The following is a 26,159-nucleotide window of genomic DNA, read 5'->3' as shown; positions in this document are numbered from 1 at the left end:
ATGAGAGAAAAAGGTTTTACACTAATAGAAATGATGATTTCATTATTTATTGGTGGGCTTATTTTAGGTGGGGTGATGTTTACCTATATTGGTATGAAAGTAACCACAAAAGACACAATGACAATAGGCGAGTTACAAGAGTCAGGCCGCTTAGCCATTAATATTATGCAGCGTGATATAGAGCAGATAGGCTTTTGGGGAACTTATTATGATGATTCGTTTACTGCAGCAAACACACAAACGTTAGCTAACCCTGGTGGTGATTGCTTCGAAGGGCTTAATAACGGCAGCTTTCCAGATTTAGCATCCTCTAGCAATTTCAGAACTATTTATGCAAAAGAAGCCAGTTCAACAAGTGAGCTTAACTGTATAAGTAAGCCAATTGCAGGGACTGACATTTTACAAATCAAGTTTTTACAAGGTGAGCAGCTCACGGTAGATGGCGCTACTAATGAAACACAAGCGGATGAAAACTACTTTATAGCTGAGCAAGAAAGCGCAGAATTTACCCGAGGCGTTGTAGCTGCGGGTAGTTTAAACGTTAATGCCACGGTGTGGCCTTATAGCCATCATGTTTATTACCTCGCAGAGCAAACTTATACGGTAAATAATAAAAGCCTTACAGTACCAGCATTAATGCGTAAACGCTTAAATGGCGCCAACATGAAGGCCGAAACCATTATGGAGGGCGTTGAAAACATGCGCTTTGTATTTGGTTTAGATACAGACAGTGATAGTCGTGTTGATTCGTACCGAAGCATTGAGGATATGCAGCACTCTGATTGGGAAAACCGCAAAAGCATTCTAACAGTGCAGGTTTTTTTGTTAGTTAGAGCATTGCAACCAGACCCGGGTCTTAAAATAAAAAATCAGACATATATTTTAGGTGAAGATGAAGACTCCCGAGAGCTCACTTTTACCGATACTTACAGAAGAACAGTATTTACCACTACAATTCGTTTAAATAACGTGGGAGCAAATTTATGGCGTATCTAAGTAAACATGCAAATAAACAACAAGGTGTTGTGCTTATTACAGCCCTTATTATGGTTATTGCTGTAACGGGAATTGCCGTTACATTAATGAGCAGCAGTAGTGTAGATATCAAAATTACCAATGCAGCTCAAGAGCGAGAAGTCGCTGAAAATGAGCTCATTGGAGAAGTACAGCGAATGATTTCTGATGAGGCAAGCAAAGGAGCTGCTAATCAGTTTTTTTTAACGCCAGATGAAGTATCAATTCATGCAGGCGCAGATGATGAAGGGATGGTAATAGCCACGCACGACGATATGCAAAGCAAAATGGTAAACCTAAATCAGGGGGCGCTTGATTTAGAATGCCCACGCCGATTTAATTTTACTGCCGGTATATCGTGTAACATGCTGCAAGTTTCTACCACTATTCAATATGGCTCTAAAGCAAAGCACGAACTTACAATTGTAACCGGTGTAGCTCAAGAAATGGCCAGTATAAGTAAGGGGATTTAGAATGAAATTTAATCTTAATAAGCCATTGGTCTCTTTACTTGGTTTAGCACTGAGCGCTTCAGCAGTTGCTGAAGATATAGAGCTTTATGTAAATCATGATTTAGATTTAGATGAGAAACCAAGGGTTTTACTCATATTTGATACATCAGGCAGTATGGCGTTTTCATCCTCTAATGGTAATAGTTGTGGCTTTAGCAACCAAACTGGTTACTACTTATGTGCAGATAGTCGCCTTGCGGCAGCACAATATGCCATGACAAAAGTGGTATCAGATAACGAAGACTCTATTGATTTTGGTTTGATGCGATTTAAAAGTGATTCTGAGGGCGGCTATGTTGTAAATGGTGTTGGTAGTGACTCATCTATAGTGCGCAGCTCCATCGCAGCTCTCCCAGCCAATGGTGGCACCCCCCTAACAGAGACTCTTTGGGAAGCATATTTATATATTACTGGGCAGAAGCTTGAATATGGTGAAGACGCTTCAACTGTAGAGCGTGATACAAATGTAGAGTTACGTACAGGTAGCCAATGGACAGATGTTGAGTGTGATTGGGTTTACAAAGGGAGAAGAACTGGCTGGGTGTATGAATGTGAAAATATAGTGAGAGACAATTACGAGTATACTTATATATCGCCCTTTGCAGACAGTGAAGCTGAAGCGGCTCGTTGCGATAATTCAATCAACATTATTTATATGACTGATGGCGACCCTTCTAATGATAACGGCAGCGATAGTGATATTAGTGATGAACACGAAAAGTACTTTGGAGAACCATTAAACTGGAATACCGATAGTTATTACAGTAACTACTTACACCAAATGGCTAAAATTATTCATGGTACAAGTGATGTTACCGTTGATTTATACCCTGCCACTGCCGATATCCACGAAACAGGCCGCTTATACACTATAGGTTTTGGTTCAGGTATGAGTGCAAGCGGGCAAGAACTTTTAAGACGTGCTGCCTTATTGGGTGGCGGTGAAAACTTACCAGCAAGCACCCCAGATGAGCTTTCTAACTCGCTAAATAGTGCTATTTCTCGTATTCGTGAAGTAAACGATAGCTTCTCTTCGCCTTCGGTAGCAAGTAACAACGTAGACCAAACACGTAGCCGTGATGCCATTTACTTTGCCATGTTTTACCCAGAAACAAACACCCGATGGGGTGGGAATTTAAAAAAATTAAAAGTATCAGGCAGCGAAATAGTTGACTCTGCAGATAATACAGCGCTTGATTCTGATGGTTTAATCGATACCGATGCTAAAACATTTTGGTTGCCAGATGGCCAGTCTGCCGATGGTAACTTAGTTGCACAAGGGGGTGTAAACTATCATTTAGCTACACTTACGGGGACTCCAGCTGAAGAAAGACGCAACCTCTATACAGATAAGCAAGGCGATATAGTTGAGTTTACTACTAATATTGTGAGCGATATTTTAGATTTAGTCACCAATAACCCGATTAGCCTAGCTAGTTCAGATATAAAATGGGCAATGGGGATAGATGTTGACGATGAAGACAACGATGGCTCAAACACCGATCAACGCAGCGATATTTTTGGCGACCCTTTACATTCTAAGCCCGTAGCAATCGACTATGGCAATGACGACATACGTATATTGATTGGTACTAATGCCGGCTTTTTACATATGTTTAAAGACGATGATACCAATAACCAAGTGACCGAAAGTTGGGCGTTCATTCCCTCTGATCTTTACGATATTATTCAGCCTTTACGCAATGAAGACACCGGTAAACTCTACGGGATGGACGGCCCAATCAGTGTTTACTTTAGTGATAAAAGCTTAAATGACGAAGGCATTAACGATGGTATTGTTGATGCAAGCGATGGTGACGACGTGTGGGCATTTGCAGGTATGCGCCGTGGTGGAAAAAACTATTACGCCTTTGATATTACTAACCCCGATCAGCCTAAAAAACTATGGGATAACCCTATAGAAGGCGGTACTGGCGATTTTAAAGAGCTAGCTCAAACGTGGTCAAAACCCCAAATAGCGTACATAAAAGCATTTGGTGATAAGCCATTACTCGTTTTTGGTGCAGGGTACGATACAAATAAAGATGCCGTGGTTAGAAGTGAAGACTCTGTTGGCCGCGGTATTTATATAGTAGAAGCTGAAACAGGTAAAAAAGTGTGGGCTTTAACGCCAAACGAAAATGGATTTAAAGGTAAGCACTCGATTGCAGCAAATGTTTCTACGCTTGATTCAGATTACGATGGTTACATTGACAGAATTTATGCTGCCGATACCGGGGGCGATATTTGGCGTATAGACATGCCAGGCACAAGCACCAGTAATTTTACGCACTTTAAACTTGCAGAGCTTGGTAGCAGTTTAGCAAGCCAAGACCGTCGCTTTTTTTACCAGCCGTTGGTGGCACGTACACTTTATAGCAAAGTAAGTGAAACAACGATTAATGGTGAAACAGTGATTACACGTTTAGATACGCCGTATGACGCTATTGTAATAGGCAGCGGAAATCGCTCAAAACCAACAGGTACAAATGAAGACGATCAGCTGTTTATGATAAGAGATGAAAATACAGTAACTCAGTCATTCACTAGCGCCCCTTCAGCGATTAAACCAGCAGATTTAATGCTAATGAACAGCGACCCGTTTGGTAATGCACTTGATGATGTAGATGAGTTTGTTGATTTAGAAGTCGATTTAGCTAAATTTAAAGGCTGGCGCTATGAATTAGGCACAGGCGAAAAATCTTTAGCAGCAGCCACAGTGGTGGGCGGTGTCGCTTACTATACAAGCTTTACTCCATCATCAGAAACCTCTACAGAGAACCAATGTTCGTTAAGTGGCGGTGGCGGCTCGTTGTATGCGTTCCATTTACATTATGGCACCAAGGTATATGACGACTTAAAGTTTACCACTAGCTATGATGTACCTGATACACCACAATTGTACTTTGGTGAAGGCCCCTCTTGTGCCGATGGAAATGGCGACGGCTTTTGTGATGATAACCCAACCATTGAAGTGACCGAAGAAAGCCAGTTTTACCTAATTGGGCCGGGAATAAAAGGCGAAGATGCACAAAACCCAATGAAGCCAGTAGAAATAATGGGCCCAGGCTTAACGGTTGTAGATGGTACCGTACAATTAGTGAATGACGATGATAGTGTAGGGTTTGGCTTTAAAACCCAACAAACCTATATTTATAAACGTGAAGAAAATGATGAAATTGATGATTAAGGAATATTAATGAATAAACAAGCACGCGGATTCACGTTGATAGAGTTAATGATAGCCGTAGCTATTGTAGGTATTTTAGCCTCAATAGCACTGCCTAATTATACTGAATATGTAAAACGCTCTTCTCGGGCCGAGGCCGCAGCGGCGCTTTTAGACGCTGCAAACAAACAAGAGCAGTACTTCGTAGATAATCGTGAGTACACAGAGACATTCTCAGACTTAGGTATACAAGAGACCACAGAAAACGGCCATTTTGAGCTGTCGATTGATGTGGATGATGACGATAATACGTTTACAATTACTGCAAAACCTATTGCGGGTGCTGTAAAAGGCGATGGTGACTGCACGCAAATTACAATTACTGACACAGGCTATAAAGGCGCAAAAGGCAGTAAAGGTAATTCAGATGTTGAGTATTGCTGGGGACGTTAACTTAATCGGGTTAACTAGTCGCTCTGACATTTGTCGGTTGATTTAATTCGTATACGGCCTGTTTGACTGACCGATAAAGCCAGCCCCTCAAGGTTGGCTTTATCTTTATTTGGGCAATATATAAATGTTCCATTTTGAAAACCATTTAAAGAGCCATCGGGCCGAAAGGTAATTGCACTTCGGGGGTATTGCATAGAATCTGCATCATGGATTTTTTCAAATGTGCTTATTAATAAGTCGTCGGTGTCTAATGACGTAGACTTGTCGTTATCAATAAACAGCGACATTTGCCCATCCCACTCATCTTTAGTGCATTGATTATCTTTTAAAGCACACAAAGTAACATAAGTGCCATTTTCAATGGCGTAAAGGCGGCCATAATTAATGTTTCTGTGCAGCAAACTAACATGATTGTCAGCTCGGTTTTTCGCTAAAAAGTCAGGAAAAACCGATAGAGAAATTTGGCTAACAATACTCACAATAGCAATAGATGCCATTAATTCTAAAAGCGTATAGCCAGCCTGAGTTTGGGTAGATAACCTCATCCCTGAAGCCTTGAGTCAAAAAATGTATTAACTCAGTGTAGTAAATGATAAAAATATGACAACCTAAATTGTATGTTTTTTAACCGCATTTAAGTGCGCTGTCACCGGCATAAAAAGCAGTACCTGATTGCGATAAAGTAAGCGCTTTATTATTTTCAGTGCCACCATTGGGGCAAAAAACAAAGTCACCTGGGTTTGTGGTAATTCGTCCACTGGTATTAAAACGAAGGCGACGCTCATTTCCTGTAAAGGTTAACTTGTCGTTATCTGATATTTCTTCCATGACTCTAAGCAGCGTATCGGAAGCGCCGTTATAGTGCCCATCGTTATCTACATCGATAAATACAACAATAATTTTATTCTCGTCCCACTTTTTGTTGCAGTTGAAAGTGTCTTCGCTGTTTTTAATTTTACCTTGGCCAGTAGGGCACAAAACAACAATTTCATCTGTACTGGCAGCTTGTGAGCGAGCAAAGCTAATATTGCGCTTTAGTTCAAGCAAGAAATTCTCAGCGCGGTTCTCCTCAAGCATATCGCTACTGTCCCAAAGAGCTATAGAGGCGATAATACCGACTATGGCTACTGCCACCATGAGCTCTAATAAAGTTAAACCGGTTTGGAATTTTTTCATATTATTTATACCTACTACATTTGTTATTATTATAGCTAGTTGAGAAAGATTTATAATTCAGACTTATAAATAATTATACCACGCTTGGTTGTTTTATCATCGAATTCAATTGCTTTGTTTGCTATGAACTCCATGATTGTCTAAAATCGAGGCAACTAAAGCTTTAATAAGTAGTGAGCATGAAAAAAATAGAAGCAATCATCAAACCGTTTAAGTTAGACGACGTACGCGAAGCCCTATCAGATGTAGGTATTACGGGTATGACTGTAAGTGAAGTAAAAGGTTTTGGTCGTCAAAAAGGTCACACAGAACTTTACCGTGGCGCTGAGTACATGGTGGATTTTTTACCTAAGGTAAAACTTGATATTGTGCTAACCGATGAAGATGTAGAACGCGCTATAGAAGTAATAGTAAAAACAGCGCAAACAGGCAAAATTGGTGATGGTAAAATATTTGTCACAGACGTTGAGCGTGTAGTACGTATACGCACCGCAGAAGAAGACGAAGAAGCAATTTAATTATAGTAATAAGCGCATAAATAAAAAGGCTGCAAATAATGTTATTTGCAGCCTTTTTTTGTAAATACTATTTAATACTAATCAGCAATAATAATTAAGTATTTTAAGGGGCTAAGCCCCACGCTAAGTGCGTTAAAAACGCTTGTTAAGAACACCTAAATAGCAATTTTTTACTTACTGAACGATGATTTTACCCCAAAGAAAATTACTTAATTAAATGAATTAGTATCAATAATATTACTGTTTTTCAGAATGTTCTTCACGTGCTTCTTCAATTTCTTCAGCGATTTCTTGCGCTTTTTGCTTTGTTTTTTTGGTTAATTCACCGGCTGCTTCTTTGCTTTTTATCCATGCATCAACGGCAATTTCTTTGCCATCGTCGTACATGTCTAAGCCCATTGCTTTACTTTGTTCAAGCAGCTCATTTAATGACTCATCATTTTTAAGCTCTGTGGCTTTATCTTTTACATCGTTCCATGTATCACCAAGCTGCTCTTGCATTTGCGCGCTTTTATCTTTTGCATCTTCTTGTACTTCCTGAGCATCTTCACAGCCCGTTAGTGTAATTAAAGTGCCTAATAAAGCTAAACCTGCTAATTTGTTCATGTGCTATCTCTCCTTAGAGACAAATAATTAATTCCACTTAATAATAGAACAGCGAAGATGAACACACCTGTAACAACACGCTTAAATTTCAAATTAATGAATGAACACGATTGGCCGCTGCTGCATGAACTAGATCAAGACCCCGCGGTAATGAAATACATAAACCGAGGAACGCCTTCGACATTAAAACAAATTAAAGAAATAGGGATCCCCAGAATGCTTGCCTATAAAAATGCAAACAAAGGCTGGGGGCTGTGGAAAATCACGCTTAAAAAAGAGGACTCTTTTATAGGGTGGGTGCTGATTAGGCCTATGCACTTTTTTACTCAAACTCCCGATTTTACAAATATTGAAATAGGGTGGCGCTTTAAGCAATCTAGTTGGGGACAGGGTTATGCAACGGAAGCGGCTAGTGCATTATGTAACGCCTTAAAAATGCAGCCAGATATAAAAACACTATCAGCAATGGCACTGGCTGATAATAAAGCCTCAATTAGCGTCATGCAAAAGCTGGGATTTACCTGGGTTAAAAACTATATACACACTGATGAACAAGGCGATTTGGATGCCGTTTTATACGCAAAGGCGTTATAGCATACAAAAAATTACTTGTATAAACATTGACCTAACATTCTATGGTATGCATAAATGAGCCAAGCGAGATTCAAATAATAAAGTAAGGATGTTTTATGGGGTTATTTTTTCGACCAAGCCGGCTCATTGTTAAGAGTGTGTTGATTGCACAATTTTGTATATTTAGCGTGCAGGCGGAGCAAGTTACTAAAAGCGCTGTCGCAATGCCGGACTCGTTTAGTGCAGATACAGCACAAGCTATTTTAGAACAAGGTGGAAATGCTGTTGATGCGGCTATTGCTGCGCAATTTGTATTAGCGGTAACGCTTCCCGAAGCCGGAAATATTGGCGGGGGAGGCTTTATGCTTATACAAAAAGAGGGAAAAGGCGATTTTATAGACTATCGCGAAACGGCTCCCCAAGCAGCGCACAGAGATATGTATTTAGATGCCAAGGGCGATGTAATTAAAAACAAGTCAATTTATGGTATTCACGCAAGTGGTGTACCAGGGAGCGTAGCCGGTATGTGGCTGGCGCATCAAAAACACGGCACCTTAAAATGGAAAACATTAGTACAGCCAGCGGTTACCTTAGCAGAGCAAGGCTTTAAAGTGCCGCCCAAATTGGCTCAAGGGGTCGCACAATACATTGCTCATTTAGACAAACAAAATATAAATGTAAATTTTAAACACTATTTTGCAGATATAAAAGCAAATCAGATTTTTAAACAGCCTGAGCTAGCCGCTACTTTAAAACGCATAAGAGATAACGGCCAAGACGGGTTTTATAAAGGCGAAACGGCCCGTATTATTGCCAATTTTATGCACCAGCACGGCGGCATTATTAACGAAACTGATTTGGCTAATTACACGGCTGTGTCGCGCACGCCGATTAAAGCTAACTGGAACGGTTATGAAGTATTAACCTCCCCACCGCCTAGCTCTGGCGGAATAGCTATTTTGCAGTGGCTAAAAATGTTTGAGCTTAAAAAAAGTGAAATGGGGCTGGTACATAACTCTACTCAATACGTACATTTACTTGCTGAAATAGGTAAACGTGTGTTTGCCGATAGAGCAGAGTATTTGGGCGATCCGGACTTTTTTGATGTACCAGTGACTGAACTTACTCATATTGATTACCTAAAAGCGCGCAGTAAAGATATTTCTTTAACAGCTATTTCAACAACCGAAAACATTAAACCAGGCCTCAAAGAAAGTGAACAAACCACGCATTTTTCTATTATTGATAAAATGGGTAATGCGGTGGCCAATACCACAACGATTAATTTAAGCTTTGGTAGTGGCGTTGTGGTTGAAGGTGCAGGCTTTATATTAAATGACGAAATGGACGACTTTAGCGCTAAACCTGGGGTAATGAACGCCTTTGGTGCGCTCGGCGGTAAAGCCAATGAAATTCAGCCACAAAAGCGTATGCTTAGCTCAATGTCGCCAACCATTCTGCTCAAAAACAACCGCGTTAAAATGGTCACAGGCTCGCCTGGGGGTACAACAATTATTAGCTCGGTGTATCAATCTATTTTAAATGCGGTTGAATTTAACATGGGCGCCAACGATATTGTTAATAGCACGCGGTTTCATCATCAGTTATGGCCTAAAAATGTGATCAGAACACACGCAGGGCTCAGTGAAAACACACAAGTTGAACTTATAAAAATGGGCTACACACTGGATGAGCGCCGCTTTGGTGATTTGCAGGTTATTGTAAATAAAGACGGTGAGTTACAAGCAGCTTCTCAGGCTACAGGCCGTGGTGAGTCTCGGGTATTTTAACAGTTTTAACTAACCCCTTTAAGCTAAAGGGGTTAGACTTTTTATTAACCAATAGCGGGTACTAAACCCAGCATTTGCATAAATTGGGCGACAATAATTACAACGCCGCACAGCCCTGCCACCGCTAAACCCATATTACCACTTCGCACTTGGTATCCCGTTTGAGGGCCCGATTTACGCTGCTTATACACCATAGAAACCGGTAAAAATATTGCTAATACCACAAGGGCGATGGCTGCATAGCCTAGCGCCATTATAAATCCCTGAGGGTAAAATAACGCAAACCCTAAAGGGGGAATAAAAGTAATTAGTGCGGTTTTTATTCTTTCTGATTTGGTGTCGCCTTTATTAAATGCATCAGCAAAAAAATCAAATAACCCTAAGCTAACACCTAAAAAAGAGGTGGCCAATGCTAAGTCGGCAAACAGTGTAACAGCGCTTGTTACCTGCGGATTATGCGCAATACTTGCCACACTCTCTACAAAGCCTGTTAAGCCATTACTATTGAGTAAATCACTTTGCTGCATAACCCCTTGGCTAAGCAGTTGCCAAAAAATATAAATCACCAAAGGTAAAGCAGCCCCTGCAATCATTACCTTACGCAATACTTTTGTTTCTAGCCCCACATACTTAACAATTGACGGAATAGAGCCATGAAAACCAAACGAGGTAAAAATAACGGGTAAGGCAGATAAAATCAGCCCTTGCTCAACGGGCATTTCAAGTAAGTGCTTACCTTGTACATAGGGTGTAAGCATATAAAACAAGCTGCCTAGTACTAAAATTTTAATCGTAAATAACACGCGGTTAAGTTTATCTACTTTACTGGTGCCTAAAGTAACCACGCTACCTATTACAATGGCTAAAACAATAGAGGCAATTTGGGGCGCTATGTTTATGCTCAAATCACTATTAATACGCGACTGCAACTGCGCGCCACCCCCGGCTATATAGGCTGCGCACAGGGCGTAAAACAAAAATATCATCGAAAAGTTAGCAATGTACTGGCCGCGTTTTCCTAACCAGCGCTTTGCTAAGGTGTTTAACGTTGCATCTCTAGGGGCGTATTGGTGGAGCTCTAGCATTAATAAAGCGGTGTAGGTCATCAATAACCAGCTGGCTATTATCAGTGCAAGCGCGGTATTAAACCCAAGTCCTGCAGAGGCTATTGGCAATGCCAGCATACCTGCGCCTATGGTGGTGCCTGCAACAATTAACATGCTGCCTATTGTTTTATTTTTAAGCACTTAACTATCCTAAAATGTGTGAGAGGCACTCAAGATATAACTAGTTACTTAAAACATAAATAGTTTTGTAATAAATGCCGGTAAATAATAATGTAACTATGAATTTACAGCTGTATTTAGGCGTTTATATATGTACTGCGTATTACTTTCGCGCGTATAATTTACTTTAATAGGGTTTCTACCTCCTCAGTGCAAAGGAATGGCGTGTGCCAGTTAAATTATCTTATTTACTACTTGTCATTATTTGGTGTACTACGCCTTTAGGTATTGTATGGAGCAGTGAAACTGTAGCACCAACGCTCGCCGTTTTAATGCGCATGATTATAGGCTTATTTGTTGCTGGGTTAATTGTTGCTATAGCCAATATTCGTGTACCTTGGAGCAAAAACGCGTGTACGTTATATGCATACTCCAGTTTGGGTATTTTTGGCGGTATGTCATTAAGTTACATGGCTGCTACCACAGTACCTTCAGGTATTATTTCGTTAGTGTTTGGCCTTGCGCCTATTCTCTCTGGTTTTTTAGCACAAAGGTTACTTAATGAGCCTAAATTTAGCCCTACTAAATTAATAGCGCTGAGCTGTGCATTAATAGGCCTTTATTTTGTAAGTTATAACCAGCTACAAACCTCACAAACTCAGGGCATAGGGCTGATGTATGTGTTTTTGGCCGTTACTTTATTTAGTCTCAGTGGGGTGATGATCAAACGTGTAAAAATTGCTATTCATCCTATGGCAACCACTTTTGGAGCGCTGGTTTTTGTTACTCCTTTATTTGGACTGTTGTGGTGGCTGGTAGATGGGCAAATAAGTATGGATTATTGGAGTGCTCGCTCGTTATGGAGTATTGCGTATTTAGGTATTTTTGGCTCGATTGTAGGGGCTTTAGCGTATTTTCATGTATTACAAAAGTTAAACGCCAGTACTGTAGCCTTAAGTAGTTTAATTACACCAAGTTTTGCATTAGCGCTAGGCGCATTACTTAATAACGAGCCTTTAAGTCAGGAGCTCATTATAGGAGCCATAATTATATTTTTGAGCCTAACGTTTTTTCAGTTTGGCGATAAGCTCATAAAGCGGCGAAGCTTTAGCTAGCAGTTTAGGGCGGTTACATTTTTGCTATTTGAATAATTAAACGACGGTTTTTATTTCGCCCTAAAATATTTTCGTTAGTATCAACAAAACGTTTTTCACCTAGGCCTGTGGTTTGTACTTTGCCCTCATCAACCCCTAAGCTGACCATATAATCTTTTATAGCTTTAGCACGCTTACGCGATAAATCTAAGTTATTCCAACGGCCACCGTAGCTATCGGTATACGAATCAATACTTATAGACTCAATACTGGTATCATTTTTTAAATACTCAGCAATTTTATCTAAGCGCTTTTGCGACTCTTTAGTGAGCTTACTGCTATTTGATTGGTAGTTCATTACAGTAAATGAAATATCTTCAAAGCTGTATGGTAAAAGTTCATCACGGCACTGTAAAAACGCCCAGTAGGCTTGCTTAAAATTAACGCTTGAAATACCAACGGCAATTTTGTCGGCACTATTTTGCCAGTCCTGGTAGTAAAAGGTAGGATGAAACCCTTTTTCAAGTTCAGTTAGCATTTCCCACGCGGTTTTATTACCAAGCTCACCATCAAACTTTTTAAGTAACTTCATCGTGGTTATATCACGCGCGGGCAGGCCTGAACGCCATGCTGGTGGCACCGCCTTTAAACCGGCTATATCGTAATTGTCGGGGCGCACAACCATATCTAGATTAAAAGTTAGGTTTTTGTTTTTACTGGCCGATGCCTTAAATATGGCCTCACCGTAGTAGGGCACTTCGTGGTTTAATTGACACTGTAAGCGCGTTGTTTTTATAACTTCCCAATTGGAGTTATCTTGATTTGCGCTGTATTGGCGCATAGCCGCTTGCGATGAATAACTCATCAAGGCGGTGCCAAGGCTTACGCTAATAAAAAACAACTTACACTTCATAAAACGCTCCGGTTAATCTACTAAGCCAATATTTTGGCGTACGGCTAAAGTAGGGCTCTATACCAACTTAATTAAAAACATAATCTTTGTATCGTATTAAATAGCCCACTCACTGCGTTAAACTTACTGATGTAAAACAAAGCTATAAATAATTTTCGCCTTGTTATTGCGCTATTTTCTAGGCGCCATACTGGTATCCGTAATTTAATGCGATGGGGATTAATAACAGCCAATACAATTAGCAGTTATTTAAAAGCAAATAGCATGCCTACAATATATTAATTAAATAATTTATAAAGCCCTAGCCGAGTAGCCCCCAATTTTGACATAATAGTGAGCTTATCCTCATAAACCAAGAAGACTATGGCAAATACTGAGCAAACACTTTTCGCACAACGCTTTCGCGGCTTTTTTCCTGTTGTTATTGATGTAGAAACCGCCGGCTTTAATAAAGAAACCGACGCCTTACTTGAAATTGCCGTATCAATTTTAAAAATGGATGACGAAGGGTTACTCAGCATAGATCATACCGTTCATTTTCATGTAGAGCCTTTTGAAGGCGCTAATATTGAACAAGCCGCAATTGAATTTAACGGCATAGACCCGTTTAGTCCGTTGCGCGGCGCTGTACCAGAAGACGAAGCAATTAAAGAAATTTGTAAAGCAGTACGTAAAGCGCAAAAAGCTGCTGGGTGTCAACGCTCAGTTGTAGTGGCACACAATGCCGCCTTTGATCATGGCTTTTTAAACGCAGCCATTGAGCGTAACAATATTAAGCGTACGCCATTTCATCCATTTGTGAGTTTCGACACAACCTCGCTTGCAGGGTTAGCTTTAGGCCAAACGGTACTAGCTAAAGCATGTAGAGCCGCGGGGATTGAGTTTGATAACAGCCAAGCACACTCGGCACTTTACGATACAGAACGCACAGCAGAGCTATATTGTTTAATAGTAAATCGTTGGCAAGAACTAGGGGGCTGGCCGTTAGCGCCACTACCTGAAAGTGACGCCCAAGAAACTGAAAACACTGAAGAGGATACTAAAACGACTGAGTGATTTTTCCCTCAGAAAGTTTTACTAAGTGGGGTGGGTAAATACGCGAAAACTGTTTTGTGTCTTTTGCTATTTTAAGCTCCACACCTGGGTGCATTATTTCATTAATTTTAAGTCGGCTAGTTGCCAATAGCTGAGAAATTTTTTGCTTCACCAATCTTTTTTGACGTTGTACGTGCATAGCGCGGGTTTTTATATGCTGCTCATTAGCGGCAATTTTATCTAGTAGCTTTTGGCGTTGAGCAGCAACTGGAATTTTTATCGCTTTTTCTTTAGCTTGTTTAAGTGCAGATGTTTTATTTGCCAACACTTTTTCAAAATCAATTATTTGAGACTGCTTTGAGCGCAGTTCATGCCAGTTTTGAGCTAAAAACACACGGGTCTTAGTCCCTGCCGGCGCACCTAGTTCACCTGTTTCTATACGCATAGCATCAAGAATATTCCCCCCAATTATTTTGCCGCGAGGGTTACCTGCTTTACCTACACGTATTAAGCGCCTTGCACTTAAATTACAATGCAATGCTTGGCGTTCTATAAATAAATCTTGCGCACTTTTAATATTACAGTACTGGGCATAGCCAATAGAAATAGTACGCTGGGCTGAAATTTCACACGTAAATGCTTCTTCATTTTCACGCTTACGGCCAATAGCGCCGAGCATAATAGTTACCGCGCTTTGGCTTTCAATTGTGCCTGATTCAACAAACCCTAATACAGTAATATCGCCATTGGCTTTAACCCGCATACCGTCTTTTACGTCACCAGATATAATTACACTGCCATCAAAATCAACGTGGCCTGTACTTACATCTACGTTATGAAAACACAAAACATCGTCAACCCGCATGCCTCTAGGTAAGGCCACAGGCACACCTTTACAATCGGCAATGAGCATGTTTGGGTTATTAGGATCTATTTTTGTGCCTTCAAACGGCTGTAATTGATGCTCTTTACCAGGCGTTGCCTTGATCATATCGCCAAAAACCGTATAGCCATCTTCACCTGGTGTAGCAGCTACTCGCTGCATTAAAGGGGTGCCGGGTTTTACCGTAATAATCGCGCCAAGGTCTTTCATATCGACCTTGCCACCTTCTTTTGCTTGGGGGCTAAGTACGCGGTCTTGCGCAGTAGAGCAAAGACGAACAAACCTCGCATCACTGCCTTCTTTAGGGTTTCGGCCATGAGCCACAATAGCGCTGTATGATGTACCTGAAGGGTGAGAAAACTGCTGACCTAAAAACGTATCAAGTGCGCGAGGGCTAATGCCTTTTTTTACACCGGCTTTAACTAAAGCTGCTTGAGCTGCCTCCATAGAGAGTAATGCGCCGCCTTTGGCCGTGGTAAGCGTAGCCTCTGCAACCATGTTTTTTTCATCAACGTTAATAACAATGCTCGCGTCCGTGGCTTTGGCAATTACTAATGATTCTTGCTGATAATTTTTACTCGGTGAAAATAACTTACCAATATTGCCAGAGAGTACTTCAAACTCGCAATAATCCGACTGTTCAAGTAGCTCAATAAGTTGAGCACTCGTCACCGGAAATCCATTATCAATAGGATGTGCAGATAACGCCAGCTCACCCGTTTGTTCATTAAATAAAAAAACCGACATTTATAAATTCCCTACGTAATATGCCTGTTATTATGATTATTACTTTTACTACTAAAGCCTTATAGCTAGTGTAAAATTTAACTCCTTATTTGAGCACAACTTGACCGGTATGTTAAGTAAATGTTCAGTATTTGTTTGCTTTTTTACAAACTTGTGCTTGTTTACTGTTCAGTTGATTCAGTTAGCTAAAATAAAAGTGTCACACCCCTTGAGTATCAGTCGTTTACTCAGTTATACTGCCCTCACTGAAAGAAATTCATATTTCAGGGGCTGATTAGGATTCGACGGAATTCAAGAAGCCTGAGGTGCATGTCGAGGTGCGGTTTGCCTCGTAAAAAAGCCGCAATTTAAAGTAATCGCAAACGACGATAACTACTCTCTAGCAGCTTAGGCTGGCTAGCGCTCCTTCCATGTATTCTTGTGGACTGGATTTTGGAGTGTCACCCTAACACCTGATCGCGACGGAAACCCTGGCCGGGGTTGAAGCGTTAAAACTAAGCGGCCTCGCCTTTATCTACCGTGTTTGTCCGGGATTTAAAGGTTAATTAAATGACAATACTAAACATGTAGTACCGACGGTCGAGGCTTTTCGGACGGGGGTTCAAATCCCCCCAGCTCCACCACTTTAAAACCGCTGAAAGCTAGTAAATACGTAGCTTTCAGCGGTTTTTTCACATCTACAACCCTCTATAACACTCTACAAAATACACAAGCTCTACACACCAGTAAATACGGGCTGTTTGGCTTAATTGTATATTTTATGTTTTCAGTGCTTTTTCACAAAAATACACAAAATATACACACAGTTTTTGTGTGATAAACCATTAAATAATTTTATATAACAGCCTTTTACTAGGAGTAGGTAGCACCACTTTAGATAGAATTTCGTACGAGCTAATAGATGGAGGTTTATTGATTGCCACCTCGTCATTAATTTTGATAAGGGTGATTTTTTGAAAATACTTAAAGTAATTAGGCTAAGAATTTAAAACTCTAATTAATAAAGTAGTTAATTTCAAAACCCAAAATTTATCGCTTATAAAGCTTCTTATAATTAAACATTATTAAGATTTGTACAGGAAAGTCATCTCAGCTCACAATTGTTAAGAAGAGAGCAGTTTAAAAAACCTTTACCATGCTTTGAGTGAGATTTTAGCTGCAGCTTAGTAGCTCTTGATGCCACTAAAGCGAACTTCTGCTTGGAGCGATAACCAGTCATTCAGAGTTAATAGCCATTCGCAAAGTAGTATTAATAGAAAAAGTTCCCCTTTTTACATGATGTAATAACCGATCTAAGCATAATATTTATAGCTGGCAATAACTTACACTATTTGCTATTAATGAGTTCATAAAATAAGGACGTTTTCGCGCTAAAATAGGGAAAGTGTCCTTTGATAAAGTTCTTAGGCATAAGGAAAATTGATGCAAGTCTGGAGATTAGTAGCGCACCATGAAGAATCTCAAAAAGCTCTATCAAAAATGATTGATACTGGTCGAATTGCGATCGGTTGGTCAAATATAGGCGACATAAAAAATTTAGCACCTAGAAATAGTAGTGAGATTGCAGCTAAGTTGAAAAGTGTTCAGCCTGATGTTGAAAATGCAAATATGGCAGGGCCAAGTCTTTGGAATCTTTTTTCAGAAGTAGAGATTGGCGACCAAGTCATAGTTACCGCAAATAAAAAACGGGAATGTGTTTTTACTATAACTGGGCCGTATATTTTTGATTCGAAGAATTCTATTCTCGGTTATTCACATCAAAGGCAAGCAGCGCTGACAAACATTGATCCTGATAAGTTATGGCAAGCATCTGAAGGAAATGTTGCTGAAGGAGAAAGTATCAGATGGACATTGGTTAAGTGCCAAGGCACAAAAAAATCTTCTGATATTGTCTACTTTGAAGGGAGAAGGTATTCCGTTACATCTACAGCAATTGAGCGCGACAGATCAGCCCGAGATAAATGTATCAATCACTTCGGCTGTAGTTGCCAGGTATGTGGGATTAATTTTGAAGATGTATATGGAGATATTGGGCGTAACTATATCCATGTGCATCATCGGGTTGATTTAGCACATAGTAATGGGGAGTATATTATAAACCCTGAGACTGATTTAGTTCCTCTATGTCCTAATTGTCATGCAATGATTCATACAGAGAAGCCTGCTATGTCAGTAAAGAAACTAAAGTCAATCTATGCAGCTAATTATGTCTAACAAGCTGTTAAACAAGGACTAAATACAGTTGGCTCATGCTCCTTCGTCGCATATTTTAGCCAACTATATTTAGCCTGTTAACAGGGCGTTACGACCGTCTGCTTGTGGCACTTTCCAGAAGTTTGACTTGGGCTAAATAGCACTAATTAATAGCAGGGGAGGGGTAGCTGAGTAGAATGCGTATCAAGCCCATACACCCCCCCTTCAATAATATTTAACTATGCATTATGCTCTCTTTCATATTCATCGATGAAATTACCATAATGCTGATAGAGTGTATTGGGTGAAGAGTGCCCCATAAGTTTCGATACCTTCCAGTGGTTTGCACCTTCAGAAATCAACTGAGATGCAAACGTATGTCTCATCTGGTAGGGGTAACGGTACTGTACACCACAAGAGTCTAGTAATTTTATCCATCTATTTTTTCTGAACGAATCTTGGTTCCAAACCTTTTTCCGAGAATTTAAAAATAGGTATTCAGAGTTATGTTTTTTCATTTCTATCGCTAATAGATCACAAACATCTTCTGAAATAGGAATTTTTCTTCGGCCGGCTTTTGTTTTGGTTGCCTTAACTATACCGTCAACAATAGCTTCGTAAATTGACACCTGTCTTGTTTTTAAACATACGTCAGCTTTTTTTAATGCAACCCACTCACTAGAGCGAATGCCTGTGTTGAATACAAGGCTTACAATTGCTCTTATTGTCCCAGATGAACCGTTTATTATCCTAGCCTTTTCTTGAGGTGTGAATGGAATTACATTTTTATGTGCACCTCTTAAATCTATGCTGTTTATTTTAGGTAAATATTCCCCTATGCGAATATTTTGAACAGGGTTTGATTTTATTAATTTATCGATCACGGCTCGATCTAGGCAACAACGTAAAAATGAAATCCGGTTTGATAATGTTTTTCTCGATAAAGTTGATGCTTCGATTAGATTAACAATATCAATGCTCTCTAATTCGGAAACTTTACGATCCCATAATGTTTTTAATCCGTTTTTAGCTTTCTTATACCCAGTAATTGTTGATTTTTCTAATCCCCTGACTATTCCCCTTTCAATATATAAGTCCATGTACTCAACAACTTTTGCGTCGTTTGGGGTAGTTGTAAACAACTTTACTTTGTTAGATTTTGGAAAATGTTTGGCATAATCAAAAGTGTTATGCGCTATTTCATTTTTAATTTGGCCCAAAAAAAAACCTGCAGATTTTAGGCCTTGTTTATTAGTGACGAATGGTACTTTTTCTCTGCATAAAATACCTTTGTAGGTAAAGTTTAGTTGGAATGATGTAGCTTCACCTTTTGAGTTATAACGAATTACCACGCCCGCAGGGGGCTTAATTTTTTGAGTTTTTAATAGCATTTTAAATTTATCGTTTTAATGTTTTAATCTTATATATTTTATCCATAAAATACTGTATTTTAAGGGTTCTTTGCTGCAAAGCTCAGCCCAAAACCCTTTTCTATATAATAGAAATACTTAGTTTGTTTTTACCCAACTGATGATATTTTTGATGTTCAACCATCGCTCTCGTGTGTTTTTTACACAGTAAAAATGTATACCTTCTTGCCATATCCCTCGCTGTATTCTGGAATCCACAGCTTTTCTCGTTTCGCCAGTTAACTCACAATATTTTTTGATTGGAAGGACTTCTAACTGCTCAACTATCATTTATATCTACCTTAAAAATTAATTAATTTATTGAACCAAATAAGTACGTATATAAACTTAGAGCTTCACGCGGAAAGCTATTAATAAGCGTGAAATGCAAGTGCTCTATTCCTAAGTAATCATTACTTTTATTCACTTCTTCCTGAGTTACTTCTTAAGATTGTTTTAATAAAAATAACTACGCTATTTTTTCATTAGTAATTTTCTCCGTTTATAAAAATATGGCTCTGAGTTAAGTTTTTTTAACTGCCATATAATAGTAATCGCTAAAATCGACCTTTTTTTTAATTATTTTTTCAATTATTTTCAATTAATTTATTTTATTTAATATTTTCAATTGGTTATGTTTTTTCATGGAACCCTCTTCTTGTGTGTTTTTCACTCGATATTTTCTTGGCTTTGTTAGAAAGTTTTGGGGGATTGTATGAAAAATTAATTTTTTAAGGTATCTAAATTCAGGTTTCTTCAAAATCTCTCACCATGTACCTAGTTAGTTTTAGGACAAATTAACTAGGAAAAATCATGAAAGACCAAAAATCACCGTTTATACGCCAATATGTACGCGCTAGTAAATCGCCTTGGGATGACAGTTCAACTATTTTGCTATTAGCTGATGTTATTGATAAGCAAACACTAGAGCTGGGCTTCACAAACTACATTTATTTACACCGAGGTAGCGTGGGGAGTGTGCTGGGTATTAGTATTTCTCAACAGTTATTAGCTGCTAACCCTGAGTTCTCAGAGCGGTATTTGGAGGGTATTGAAATGTATGCTTTTTTACTTATGCATATTGAAGACATAACAAACTTCTGTAGCTTATTTACTGCAGAATTTGAGCAGTTATTTATGATTAAACCCAGTCTATATTTTGCAGCTGCAGAAGACAGTTGGTTACGGTTAATTGAAAGATCATAAACTCTGGCGAGCCCTGGGCTCGCTTTTTTAGGCTTATAAATGAGCTAAACTTTACTTTTCTTTGTCGTGTTTCATCACGATATATGCAAAGCCAATAGTGAGGACTATCGCTGGAAAAATCATTATTAAAAATTCAGTCATCATTACTCTCCGACTATAAGTTATTATTAATAATAATGTTTGACGTGTACTTTGCAAGTACGGATATTTTTTCTGATTCAATAAAGAAAATATTAGCGAAGATTAAATTAATCTTTTAGGAAGTTGCTTTAGCGCAATAGAAAAGTAGTGGCTTGAAATATATTGAAAATATACAAACTCTAAGTGAACTACTGGGGTACTCTTTGTAATTCCCCTGCAGCGAATGTAATTATTGATGTAAAGCCATAAACATACCTGCATATCCATTACCCCAAAAAATTGCACTCAGCTTGTCGCTATACAAGCTACATAATCTGAAGAGCTAATAGGTGATTCACTGCACATCAAATGAGTCTCGTCATGCTATCTACTCAGTAGATGGTTGTGCAGGGGGAGGGCAATATAGCGATTGACCTGGCGGTAGGGCACGAATGCGTTGCCTTAATTGCATAATGTAACCTGACAAAATAATAAAGAGAGCGAACTTAGTTTGCTCTCTTTTATTTTTGTGATTGGTTTTTAAAGTAAGTTGAAAAGGCTAATAAATCCTCTGATATGTACTTATATAAAGTAACAAGGACAAAAAGGACAATAGCTATGACTAAGAATAAATGGATTGAGTTTATCGCTAACGCTATAGCAGAAATATTTAGGATGTTTGGCTTTATATTTATTGCCTTCGGTTGGCTTTACTATAATGGGCTAATAAATAAAACCTATTTAATATTACTTACTATTCAATCTTATACGCTCCCTGTAGCAGCTTGCTATATAGGGCATTTAACATTTAAAACAATTGCGCTGTATTGTAACCGCAATAAAAAACACTAAAGCATCAGACGATGCTTTTTTTATTAGGTAATCATATTATTTCACGTTCATATTTAGACTTATGAATAAAACAGCGCTGTAATTTCATCACAAAATTTTGTGCGATACACAATCGCAGATTCTAGTAACGCAGCATCTTCGTGAGTCATAAATGGTTGTTGGGTCTTCTTATTTATTCGCTTTGGAAGCTCTGTCATTAACTGGGTGTGTAATCTTTTTATATCATCAAATATTTGCGTAGATTGTGAAAATATAAATACTTGTTGGTAATGGCCCGTTTTTAGTGAAGCTAGGTACTTGAGCAAGATAGTCTGACGCGTCGATTTATTTTTAAATGAGTTTTCAATTTCTATAGCAACGACGGTTCTATCTGGTAATACGGCGATACCGTCTACAATTCGCGCACTGCTTTGGTTATATAGTCGTTTAAATTCTGGCTCAGATAAAAACCCTGTCCATAGCGGCCTGTAAACGCCATCTGAGGTATGGTTATGTAATCCACGCAGAGCAATAAATGCATTCATTAAGTCGTGCATTATGTGGTTGTGGTTAACCTGCAGTGCGGGGTTTGATTTTGAGCGAAAGTAAGAATCGATACTGGTTTGCTCCTGTGCATATTTAGCTCCTGAGTAAGTTGGAATATAAACCCGCCCATCAGGACTTCTATGTGTAGAGACCATTGTTAACAGCTTTTCGTCTACTAACCTATTTAAATGGGCAAGCGCTTGAGGTTGACTAATATTATAGAGCCAGCGAATAATCACTGGCGCGACAATAGAAAACCTGACCGCAATAAGGACTGTTAGAGCAGTACGGTTCATACCCTTTTGGTAGTTGTTAGCACCTACGTTATATCGCATATCAATGTCAAAATGGCGGGCGTATTGGAGAGTATAGTCGTTATCTTTTTGCATTCGTGTTCACTAAATCAGGAGTCATAATTTATATAACTCCCGAGCATGCAAAATTGCTCGCTTATTTAGCGCGAACCATTAAAAACCGTCCTTCGTTATATACATCACCAAACGCGATACTCATAAGCTTTTCACTACTGGCGCCGTTACGTGATTTAGACTGTGCTATATCAACCACAGTTACTGCATTGGTGCTGGCTTTTAAATCTTTTGCTGCGATGAGCACGTTATCAACAGCACGTGCAATTTCAGTATGGCCACGGTAGTTTTTGCCTGTTTTATCTGTGTGGTGCAGTATCAAAATTGCCTTTCCTTCGTTTCGCAATGCGTCAATGCATTTGTTGTAGTAGTTCCAGTCGTTTTGATTGAGCTCCTCTGCGGATGTATACAGTGCGGATAGGTTATCGAAAATCACTACATCGGCCCATTCAATATCACTGGCTAGTGCATCATAACCGTCAGGTGTTGCAAGGTCGGGCATTCCTCCTGGAATACTTTTTCTATGAATTACTCTAAAAAATTGGTCACCAGGCCCAGCGCCTATCGCGCTAAAAATACAAGCAAACCGCTGCTTTATCTGGTGTAAACCTAGTTCAGCATCAATATACAAAACTTTTTTAGCTTCGCACGGTTCATTACCAAAACTAGTAGTGCCAGCAGCAACACACGCTGCGATATACTGAGAAATATAGGTTTTTCCAGAGCCGGCTCCGGCAGCAAGTAGCGTAGCCTCTCCGGCAGTTAATATCGAAGGCACAATGATGCATGGTTGAGGAATATCGGCCTGAACAATACTAAGCACGCTATCGGATCTTCTTAATTGGTGTAATGGCTTAGGTGTGCTTGTTGATTCACTGCTTTGTGTAAATTGTTTGCTATGTTTTTGGTCATTCATATTTATAAACTCCTATCGGATTGTAATATTTCGGAATTTCTAAATAGGATGTCGAAAAACGAACTAATTGTGTTTTAAGTAAAATTATCCAATTTATTTTTTATTTTTATTAAGCGTGTTTTTAAACGTAGAAAATTTGTATGAATTAAACTTATAAAGTAAGGCCTCCTCTTAAAGAGGAGGCCTTACTTTATAAGTTATTCTTTATTTCAATTAGGCAAAAATATTACGGTATTCATTGCAAGACGTTGTGCGTTTGCTCTTTTAATGAAACGAGGGATGAAACCATTGAGAGAAGCCGCTTTCAGCGGATGGCTTCGTCGCTTCGCTACTCAACCATAGGGCCTAAAACGCACGCCAGCTCTGATGTTGCTCCGCAACGAGCTGACTCGACGCGCTATCGCACTAGCGTTGTAGACCCAGCGCGAATGCACCGAGCTACGCTCTGTACTAACCGCCATCCTGCCGCTACAGACAATGCGATGGGTGCCCCATTATCCGCATTTTTCTTCGCTTTTATTTTCTACGAAAATAGATGGTTCGATATCAATTTCTGCCAAATTGATATCGAATTTCGCTGATGCGAAACACTATCGCGGTTAGTACAGACCAGCTGTACATTCGCGCGACTCCATACATTTCCGGCTTCGCCTCCAATGTATTACGCGAGCTATTGGCCTCATTCTGAGGCGCTATTTTTGCAGTTTTTCGTGCCGAAAAATGCGTTTTAAGAGCGTCTTGCAGACATAAAACGCCTTCAAATTAAACTTATTAATGAACTTTTTAGATAAAGAGGAAAGGGTTTTTACTTAAAAAATTAAGTGAAAATAGAAGAAAAGTGAATGCCTTATTCAAACTGTTTGTTGCTGAGCTGCGCAGTCAAACAAGTTTGTTTTTTATCACGAAATCATTAAATTTGAAAGTATAAATTAATGATTGATAAGGTTTAAAAAATGAAAAATAATGACGTTACTGATATTGCTATTAATCCAACAACAGGGCTACCTATCACAAATGCGAGTGCTAATATCGTTGATGTTGGTGGCAATGTGGTGGGCCAACCTAATAGAGTAATGACTACTTATGAGATTGAAGATTCGGTAGTAGATTTAAACAATGATGACTGTTTTGATGCATTTGACACGTTTGATGATAGTTTTTGATGTCCAAATTTTTAAAAGCTATCCGTGGTTATCGAATAGAAATCGTATATTCGACCATTGTATTTGGTGGCTCAGCGGTACTTTCTTTCCTGTACCAATCAACTCAAAATTTTGCCTGGTTTATTACGCTGACCTTATTCTGTACTAAAATGGCTATTGGCATAATTAACTATGAGAAATATTGCCAAAGTAATGGGCGTAGTATGAGAATCATGCTCAAATATTTGCTATTTAAATTTGTATAACCCTTGTTTATTTGTCCTAAACGCAAAGCGCCTAATTCTAGGGCGCTTTTTTAGTTTTATAAGTATTTAAGTACTTTTAAATTGCTCAGATTCACAAACTATGGGTGGTAAAAGGGATCTTAAAAACACAACTTCTTTATCATTCAAATAAAAAGACGTCATCCGGACTAAAAAGTCTGCTGTCTGGTATTAGGTTTATGACAATAATATTCATGAAAGAAGTATGTAGGTTTTTATAACTCTGGTAGTATTTTCAGTTTGACAGCTTTTAGTTTATGAGTGGAATGAGTAATGGATTACAGAAAGATGAAATTGAAGATTGTTGTAAGTGTATTGTGTTTATCTGGGTGCAGTGAGTTTGATGACGAAGCAATGACGTTCTTAAGATGTGGGATTGCAGCCAATGAACTAGATCAGCATCAAGCGATCGATAGAATAAATGATAAGATGGGGTTGTTTTTTAAAGAAGAAAAGTTATATATATCAAGCAGAGATGCAAGTTACATGGGTGCTGAGATTCGTAATGAAGAAATGCAGCTTTATAGAAAAAATGCATTAGCTCAATATGCTACTCTAGTTGAAGTCTATAATTCGTCCGAATGCGTTGACTTACATGAAGGCGAAGAGATTAATATACCGTTTGAATATTAATTAAGTTATTTATAATCAAGCTCTTATTTTTATGGATAGTTATAAAGTTACTTTTAAGGGTCAGCTTACAGAAGGGGTTGAGCGGGATAAAGTAGGACTTTCACTAGCAAAATTTCTTAAATTACCTGAATCTAAAGCAGAATTACTTTTCAATGGAAAGACATATATTATCAAAAAAGGGCTTAATTTAGAGAAAGCTAAATTAATACAAAAGAAGCTTAAGTCGGTAGGTGTAATAACTAACTATTCAAAAGAAGAGAATAAGCAGCCCCCAAATAAGTTACCTGAAAAGACTGAAAAAGTTTCAGATGTTTTGCCTATTGATAAAGACTTTGCAGTTGAACCGATAATGAATGACAAAATCTGCAAATATTGCGGAAGTGAGCTAGTTAAAGCAGATAAGAATAATTTTAATCTAAATTTGATAATTCAAATTTTGTCAAATGGAGGCTATTTAAGGCATCTTGGTATTTGTTTTACGTTATTTCTTTTTCTAGCAATCGTAGGTGTTTTTTCTTCTAATATTTCTCTTGGTTTTTGGGCTTGGCTGTCATTCATTATTGTTATGCCAATAACTGTTTCTATTGGCTCATACATAGGAGGGCTTTTCTTAAAATTTGTAAAGCCAAATTTGTACTTTACTTCAGGTGTGATGGATGCGTTACAGAAAAGAGTTTTTTGGACTGTTGGACCTCAGTTTATAGGTGGCTTTATAGGTTACATGATTGGTAATGGCTTTATTATAAATGTATTAGGATTTACCCAATTTCTATAATTTATCAAGTTCTTACTTCAATGCTCG

Annotated in this window: 24 protein-coding genes and 1 other RNA gene; 16 read left to right on the top strand and 9 right to left on the bottom strand. The window is 38.8% G+C overall.

What is annotated here, in order from left to right; all coding sequences use genetic code 11:
• The 4 genes from EJ103_RS11725 to EJ103_RS11710 are packed head-to-tail and all read left to right on the top strand — an operon-like array spanning window position 1 to window position 5,148.
• Window positions 1–996: a PilW family protein gene (locus EJ103_RS11725; protein WP_126007791.1), complete on the top strand. Its 996-nt coding sequence runs from the start codon at window positions 1–3 to the stop codon at window positions 994–996.
• Window positions 984–1,487 carry a pilus assembly protein PilX gene (locus EJ103_RS11720; protein ID WP_126007789.1) on the top strand — a complete coding sequence of 168 codons (504 nt, stop codon included), beginning with the start codon at window positions 984–986 and terminating at the stop codon, window positions 1,485–1,487. The genes EJ103_RS11725 and EJ103_RS11720 overlap by 13 nt, the downstream gene beginning before the upstream one ends.
• A 1-nt stretch (window position 1,488) precedes the next feature.
• Entirely contained in the window at window positions 1,489–4,716 is a 3,228-nt protein-coding gene (locus EJ103_RS11715) for a PilC/PilY family type IV pilus protein (RefSeq protein ID WP_126007787.1), read from the top strand.
• A gap of 9 nt (window positions 4,717–4,725) precedes the next feature.
• Window positions 4,726–5,148, top strand: a complete 423-nt coding sequence (locus tag EJ103_RS11710; RefSeq protein WP_024032268.1) for a type IV pilin protein — start codon at window positions 4,726–4,728, stop codon at window positions 5,146–5,148.
• Window positions 5,149–5,162: 14 nt separating this feature from the next.
• Here EJ103_RS11710 and EJ103_RS11705 read toward each other — a convergent pair whose 3' ends face one another.
• Together EJ103_RS11705 and EJ103_RS11700 are read right to left on the bottom strand one after the other, a co-directional pair.
• The gene (locus tag EJ103_RS11705; RefSeq protein WP_096041389.1) at window positions 5,163–5,693 is read right to left on the bottom strand and encodes a GspH/FimT family pseudopilin; all 531 of its coding nucleotides are present in this window, start codon (window positions 5,691–5,693) and stop codon (window positions 5,163–5,165) included.
• Window positions 5,694–5,772: 79 nt separating this feature from the next.
• Window positions 5,773–6,324, bottom strand: a complete 552-nt coding sequence (locus tag EJ103_RS11700) for a GspH/FimT family pseudopilin (RefSeq protein WP_126007785.1) — start codon at window positions 6,322–6,324, stop codon at window positions 5,773–5,775.
• Between the two features lie 179 nt (window positions 6,325–6,503).
• Here EJ103_RS11700 and EJ103_RS11695 point away from each other — a divergent pair, with 179 nt between their 5' ends.
• The gene (locus EJ103_RS11695) at window positions 6,504–6,842 is read left to right on the top strand and encodes a P-II family nitrogen regulator (RefSeq protein WP_004588371.1); all 339 of its coding nucleotides are present in this window, start codon (window positions 6,504–6,506) and stop codon (window positions 6,840–6,842) included.
• Between the two features lie 237 nt (window positions 6,843–7,079).
• Here EJ103_RS11695 and EJ103_RS11690 read toward each other — a convergent pair whose 3' ends face one another.
• Window positions 7,080–7,448: a hypothetical protein gene (locus EJ103_RS11690; RefSeq protein ID WP_126007783.1), complete on the bottom strand. Its 369-nt coding sequence runs from the start codon at window positions 7,446–7,448 to the stop codon at window positions 7,080–7,082.
• A 57-nt stretch (window positions 7,449–7,505) separates the two neighbouring features.
• Here EJ103_RS11690 and EJ103_RS11685 point away from each other — a divergent pair, with 57 nt between their 5' ends.
• Complete coding sequence (locus tag EJ103_RS11685) at window positions 7,506–8,042, top strand: GNAT family N-acetyltransferase (protein ID WP_126007782.1); 537 nt, start codon at window positions 7,506–7,508, stop codon at window positions 8,040–8,042.
• A gap of 95 nt (window positions 8,043–8,137) precedes the next feature.
• Window positions 8,138–9,811 carry a gamma-glutamyltransferase gene (ggt, locus tag EJ103_RS11680; RefSeq protein WP_126007780.1) on the top strand — a complete coding sequence of 558 codons (1,674 nt, stop codon included), beginning with the start codon at window positions 8,138–8,140 and terminating at the stop codon, window positions 9,809–9,811.
• Between the two features lie 44 nt (window positions 9,812–9,855).
• Here ggt and EJ103_RS11675 read toward each other — a convergent pair whose 3' ends face one another.
• Complete coding sequence (locus tag EJ103_RS11675) at window positions 9,856–11,058, bottom strand: aromatic amino acid transport family protein (RefSeq protein WP_126007778.1); 1,203 nt, start codon at window positions 11,056–11,058, stop codon at window positions 9,856–9,858.
• Window positions 11,059–11,264: 206 nt separating this feature from the next.
• Here EJ103_RS11675 and EJ103_RS11670 point away from each other — a divergent pair, with 206 nt between their 5' ends.
• On the top strand, window positions 11,265–12,152 hold the full coding sequence (locus EJ103_RS11670; RefSeq protein WP_126007777.1) for a DMT family transporter: 888 nt from the start codon (window positions 11,265–11,267) through the stop codon (window positions 12,150–12,152).
• Between the two features lie 13 nt (window positions 12,153–12,165).
• On the opposite strand, the gene EJ103_RS11665 is transcribed toward EJ103_RS11670, so the two are convergent.
• Window positions 12,166–13,044: an OmpA family protein gene (locus EJ103_RS11665; RefSeq protein ID WP_024032261.1), complete on the bottom strand. Its 879-nt coding sequence runs from the start codon at window positions 13,042–13,044 to the stop codon at window positions 12,166–12,168.
• A gap of 363 nt (window positions 13,045–13,407) precedes the next feature.
• On the opposite strand from EJ103_RS11665, the gene rnt reads away from it, so the two are divergent.
• A complete protein-coding gene (rnt, locus tag EJ103_RS11660; RefSeq protein WP_029774102.1) occupies window positions 13,408–14,100 on the top strand; it encodes a ribonuclease T in 693 nt (230 codons plus the stop codon).
• Here rnt and EJ103_RS11655 read toward each other — a convergent pair.
• Window positions 14,084–15,709, bottom strand: a complete 1,626-nt coding sequence (locus tag EJ103_RS11655) for a FapA family protein (RefSeq protein WP_126007775.1) — start codon at window positions 15,707–15,709, stop codon at window positions 14,084–14,086. The two genes, rnt and EJ103_RS11655, sit on opposite strands and share 17 nt — an antisense overlap.
• Window positions 15,710–15,975: 266 nt before the next feature.
• Here EJ103_RS11655 and ssrA point away from each other — a divergent pair.
• Together ssrA and EJ103_RS11645 are read left to right on the top strand one after the other, a co-directional pair.
• Window positions 15,976–16,332, top strand: a transfer-messenger RNA (tmRNA) gene (gene ssrA / locus EJ103_RS11650).
• A gap of 799 nt (window positions 16,333–17,131) precedes the next feature.
• Window positions 17,132–17,923 (top strand): HNH endonuclease, encoded by a 792-nt coding sequence (locus EJ103_RS11645; protein ID WP_126007773.1) that lies wholly within the window; start codon window positions 17,132–17,134, stop codon window positions 17,921–17,923.
• Window positions 17,924–18,141: 218 nt separating this feature from the next.
• On the opposite strand, the gene EJ103_RS11640 is transcribed toward EJ103_RS11645, so the two are convergent.
• Window positions 18,142–19,293, bottom strand: a complete 1,152-nt coding sequence (locus tag EJ103_RS11640) for a site-specific integrase (protein WP_126007771.1) — start codon at window positions 19,291–19,293, stop codon at window positions 18,142–18,144.
• Window positions 19,294–20,124: 831 nt separating this feature from the next.
• Between EJ103_RS11640 and EJ103_RS11630 the strand changes: the two genes are divergently transcribed.
• Entirely contained in the window at window positions 20,125–20,517 is a 393-nt protein-coding gene (locus tag EJ103_RS11630) for a hypothetical protein (protein ID WP_126007767.1), read from the top strand.
• Window positions 20,518–21,255: 738 nt separating this feature from the next.
• Entirely contained in the window at window positions 21,256–21,489 is a 234-nt protein-coding gene (locus EJ103_RS11625) for a hypothetical protein (protein WP_126007765.1), read from the top strand.
• A gap of 59 nt (window positions 21,490–21,548) precedes the next feature.
• Here the strand turns inward: EJ103_RS11625 and EJ103_RS11620 are convergent, their stop codons facing one another.
• Window positions 21,549–22,403, bottom strand: coding sequence for a hypothetical protein (locus EJ103_RS11620; protein ID WP_126007763.1), 855 nt, complete (start codon window positions 22,401–22,403; stop codon window positions 21,549–21,551).
• Between the two features lie 61 nt (window positions 22,404–22,464).
• Entirely contained in the window at window positions 22,465–23,298 is an 834-nt protein-coding gene (locus EJ103_RS11615) for an AAA family ATPase (protein WP_126007761.1), read from the bottom strand.
• Between the two features lie 953 nt (window positions 23,299–24,251).
• Between EJ103_RS11615 and EJ103_RS11610 the strand changes: the two genes are divergently transcribed.
• From EJ103_RS11610 to EJ103_RS20155, 3 genes are all read left to right on the top strand, one after another.
• Window positions 24,252–24,461, top strand: a complete 210-nt coding sequence (locus tag EJ103_RS11610; RefSeq protein WP_126007759.1) for a hypothetical protein — start codon at window positions 24,252–24,254, stop codon at window positions 24,459–24,461.
• 536 nt (window positions 24,462–24,997) lie between these two features.
• Window positions 24,998–25,357 carry a hypothetical protein gene (locus EJ103_RS11600; RefSeq protein WP_033016525.1) on the top strand — a complete coding sequence of 120 codons (360 nt, stop codon included), beginning with the start codon at window positions 24,998–25,000 and terminating at the stop codon, window positions 25,355–25,357.
• A gap of 31 nt (window positions 25,358–25,388) precedes the next feature.
• Window positions 25,389–26,132: a hypothetical protein gene (locus EJ103_RS20155; RefSeq protein ID WP_164521624.1), complete on the top strand. Its 744-nt coding sequence runs from the start codon at window positions 25,389–25,391 to the stop codon at window positions 26,130–26,132.
• The last annotated feature ends 27 nt before the right edge of the window (window positions 26,133–26,159 follow it).

It is taken from the genome of Pseudoalteromonas sp. Xi13 (assembly GCF_003952205.1).
Lineage (GTDB): Bacteria > Pseudomonadota > Gammaproteobacteria > Enterobacterales > Alteromonadaceae > Pseudoalteromonas > Pseudoalteromonas atlantica.
The sequence above is the reverse complement of the archived record's forward strand: the minus strand, read 5'-3'. Positions and strand labels throughout refer to the sequence as shown.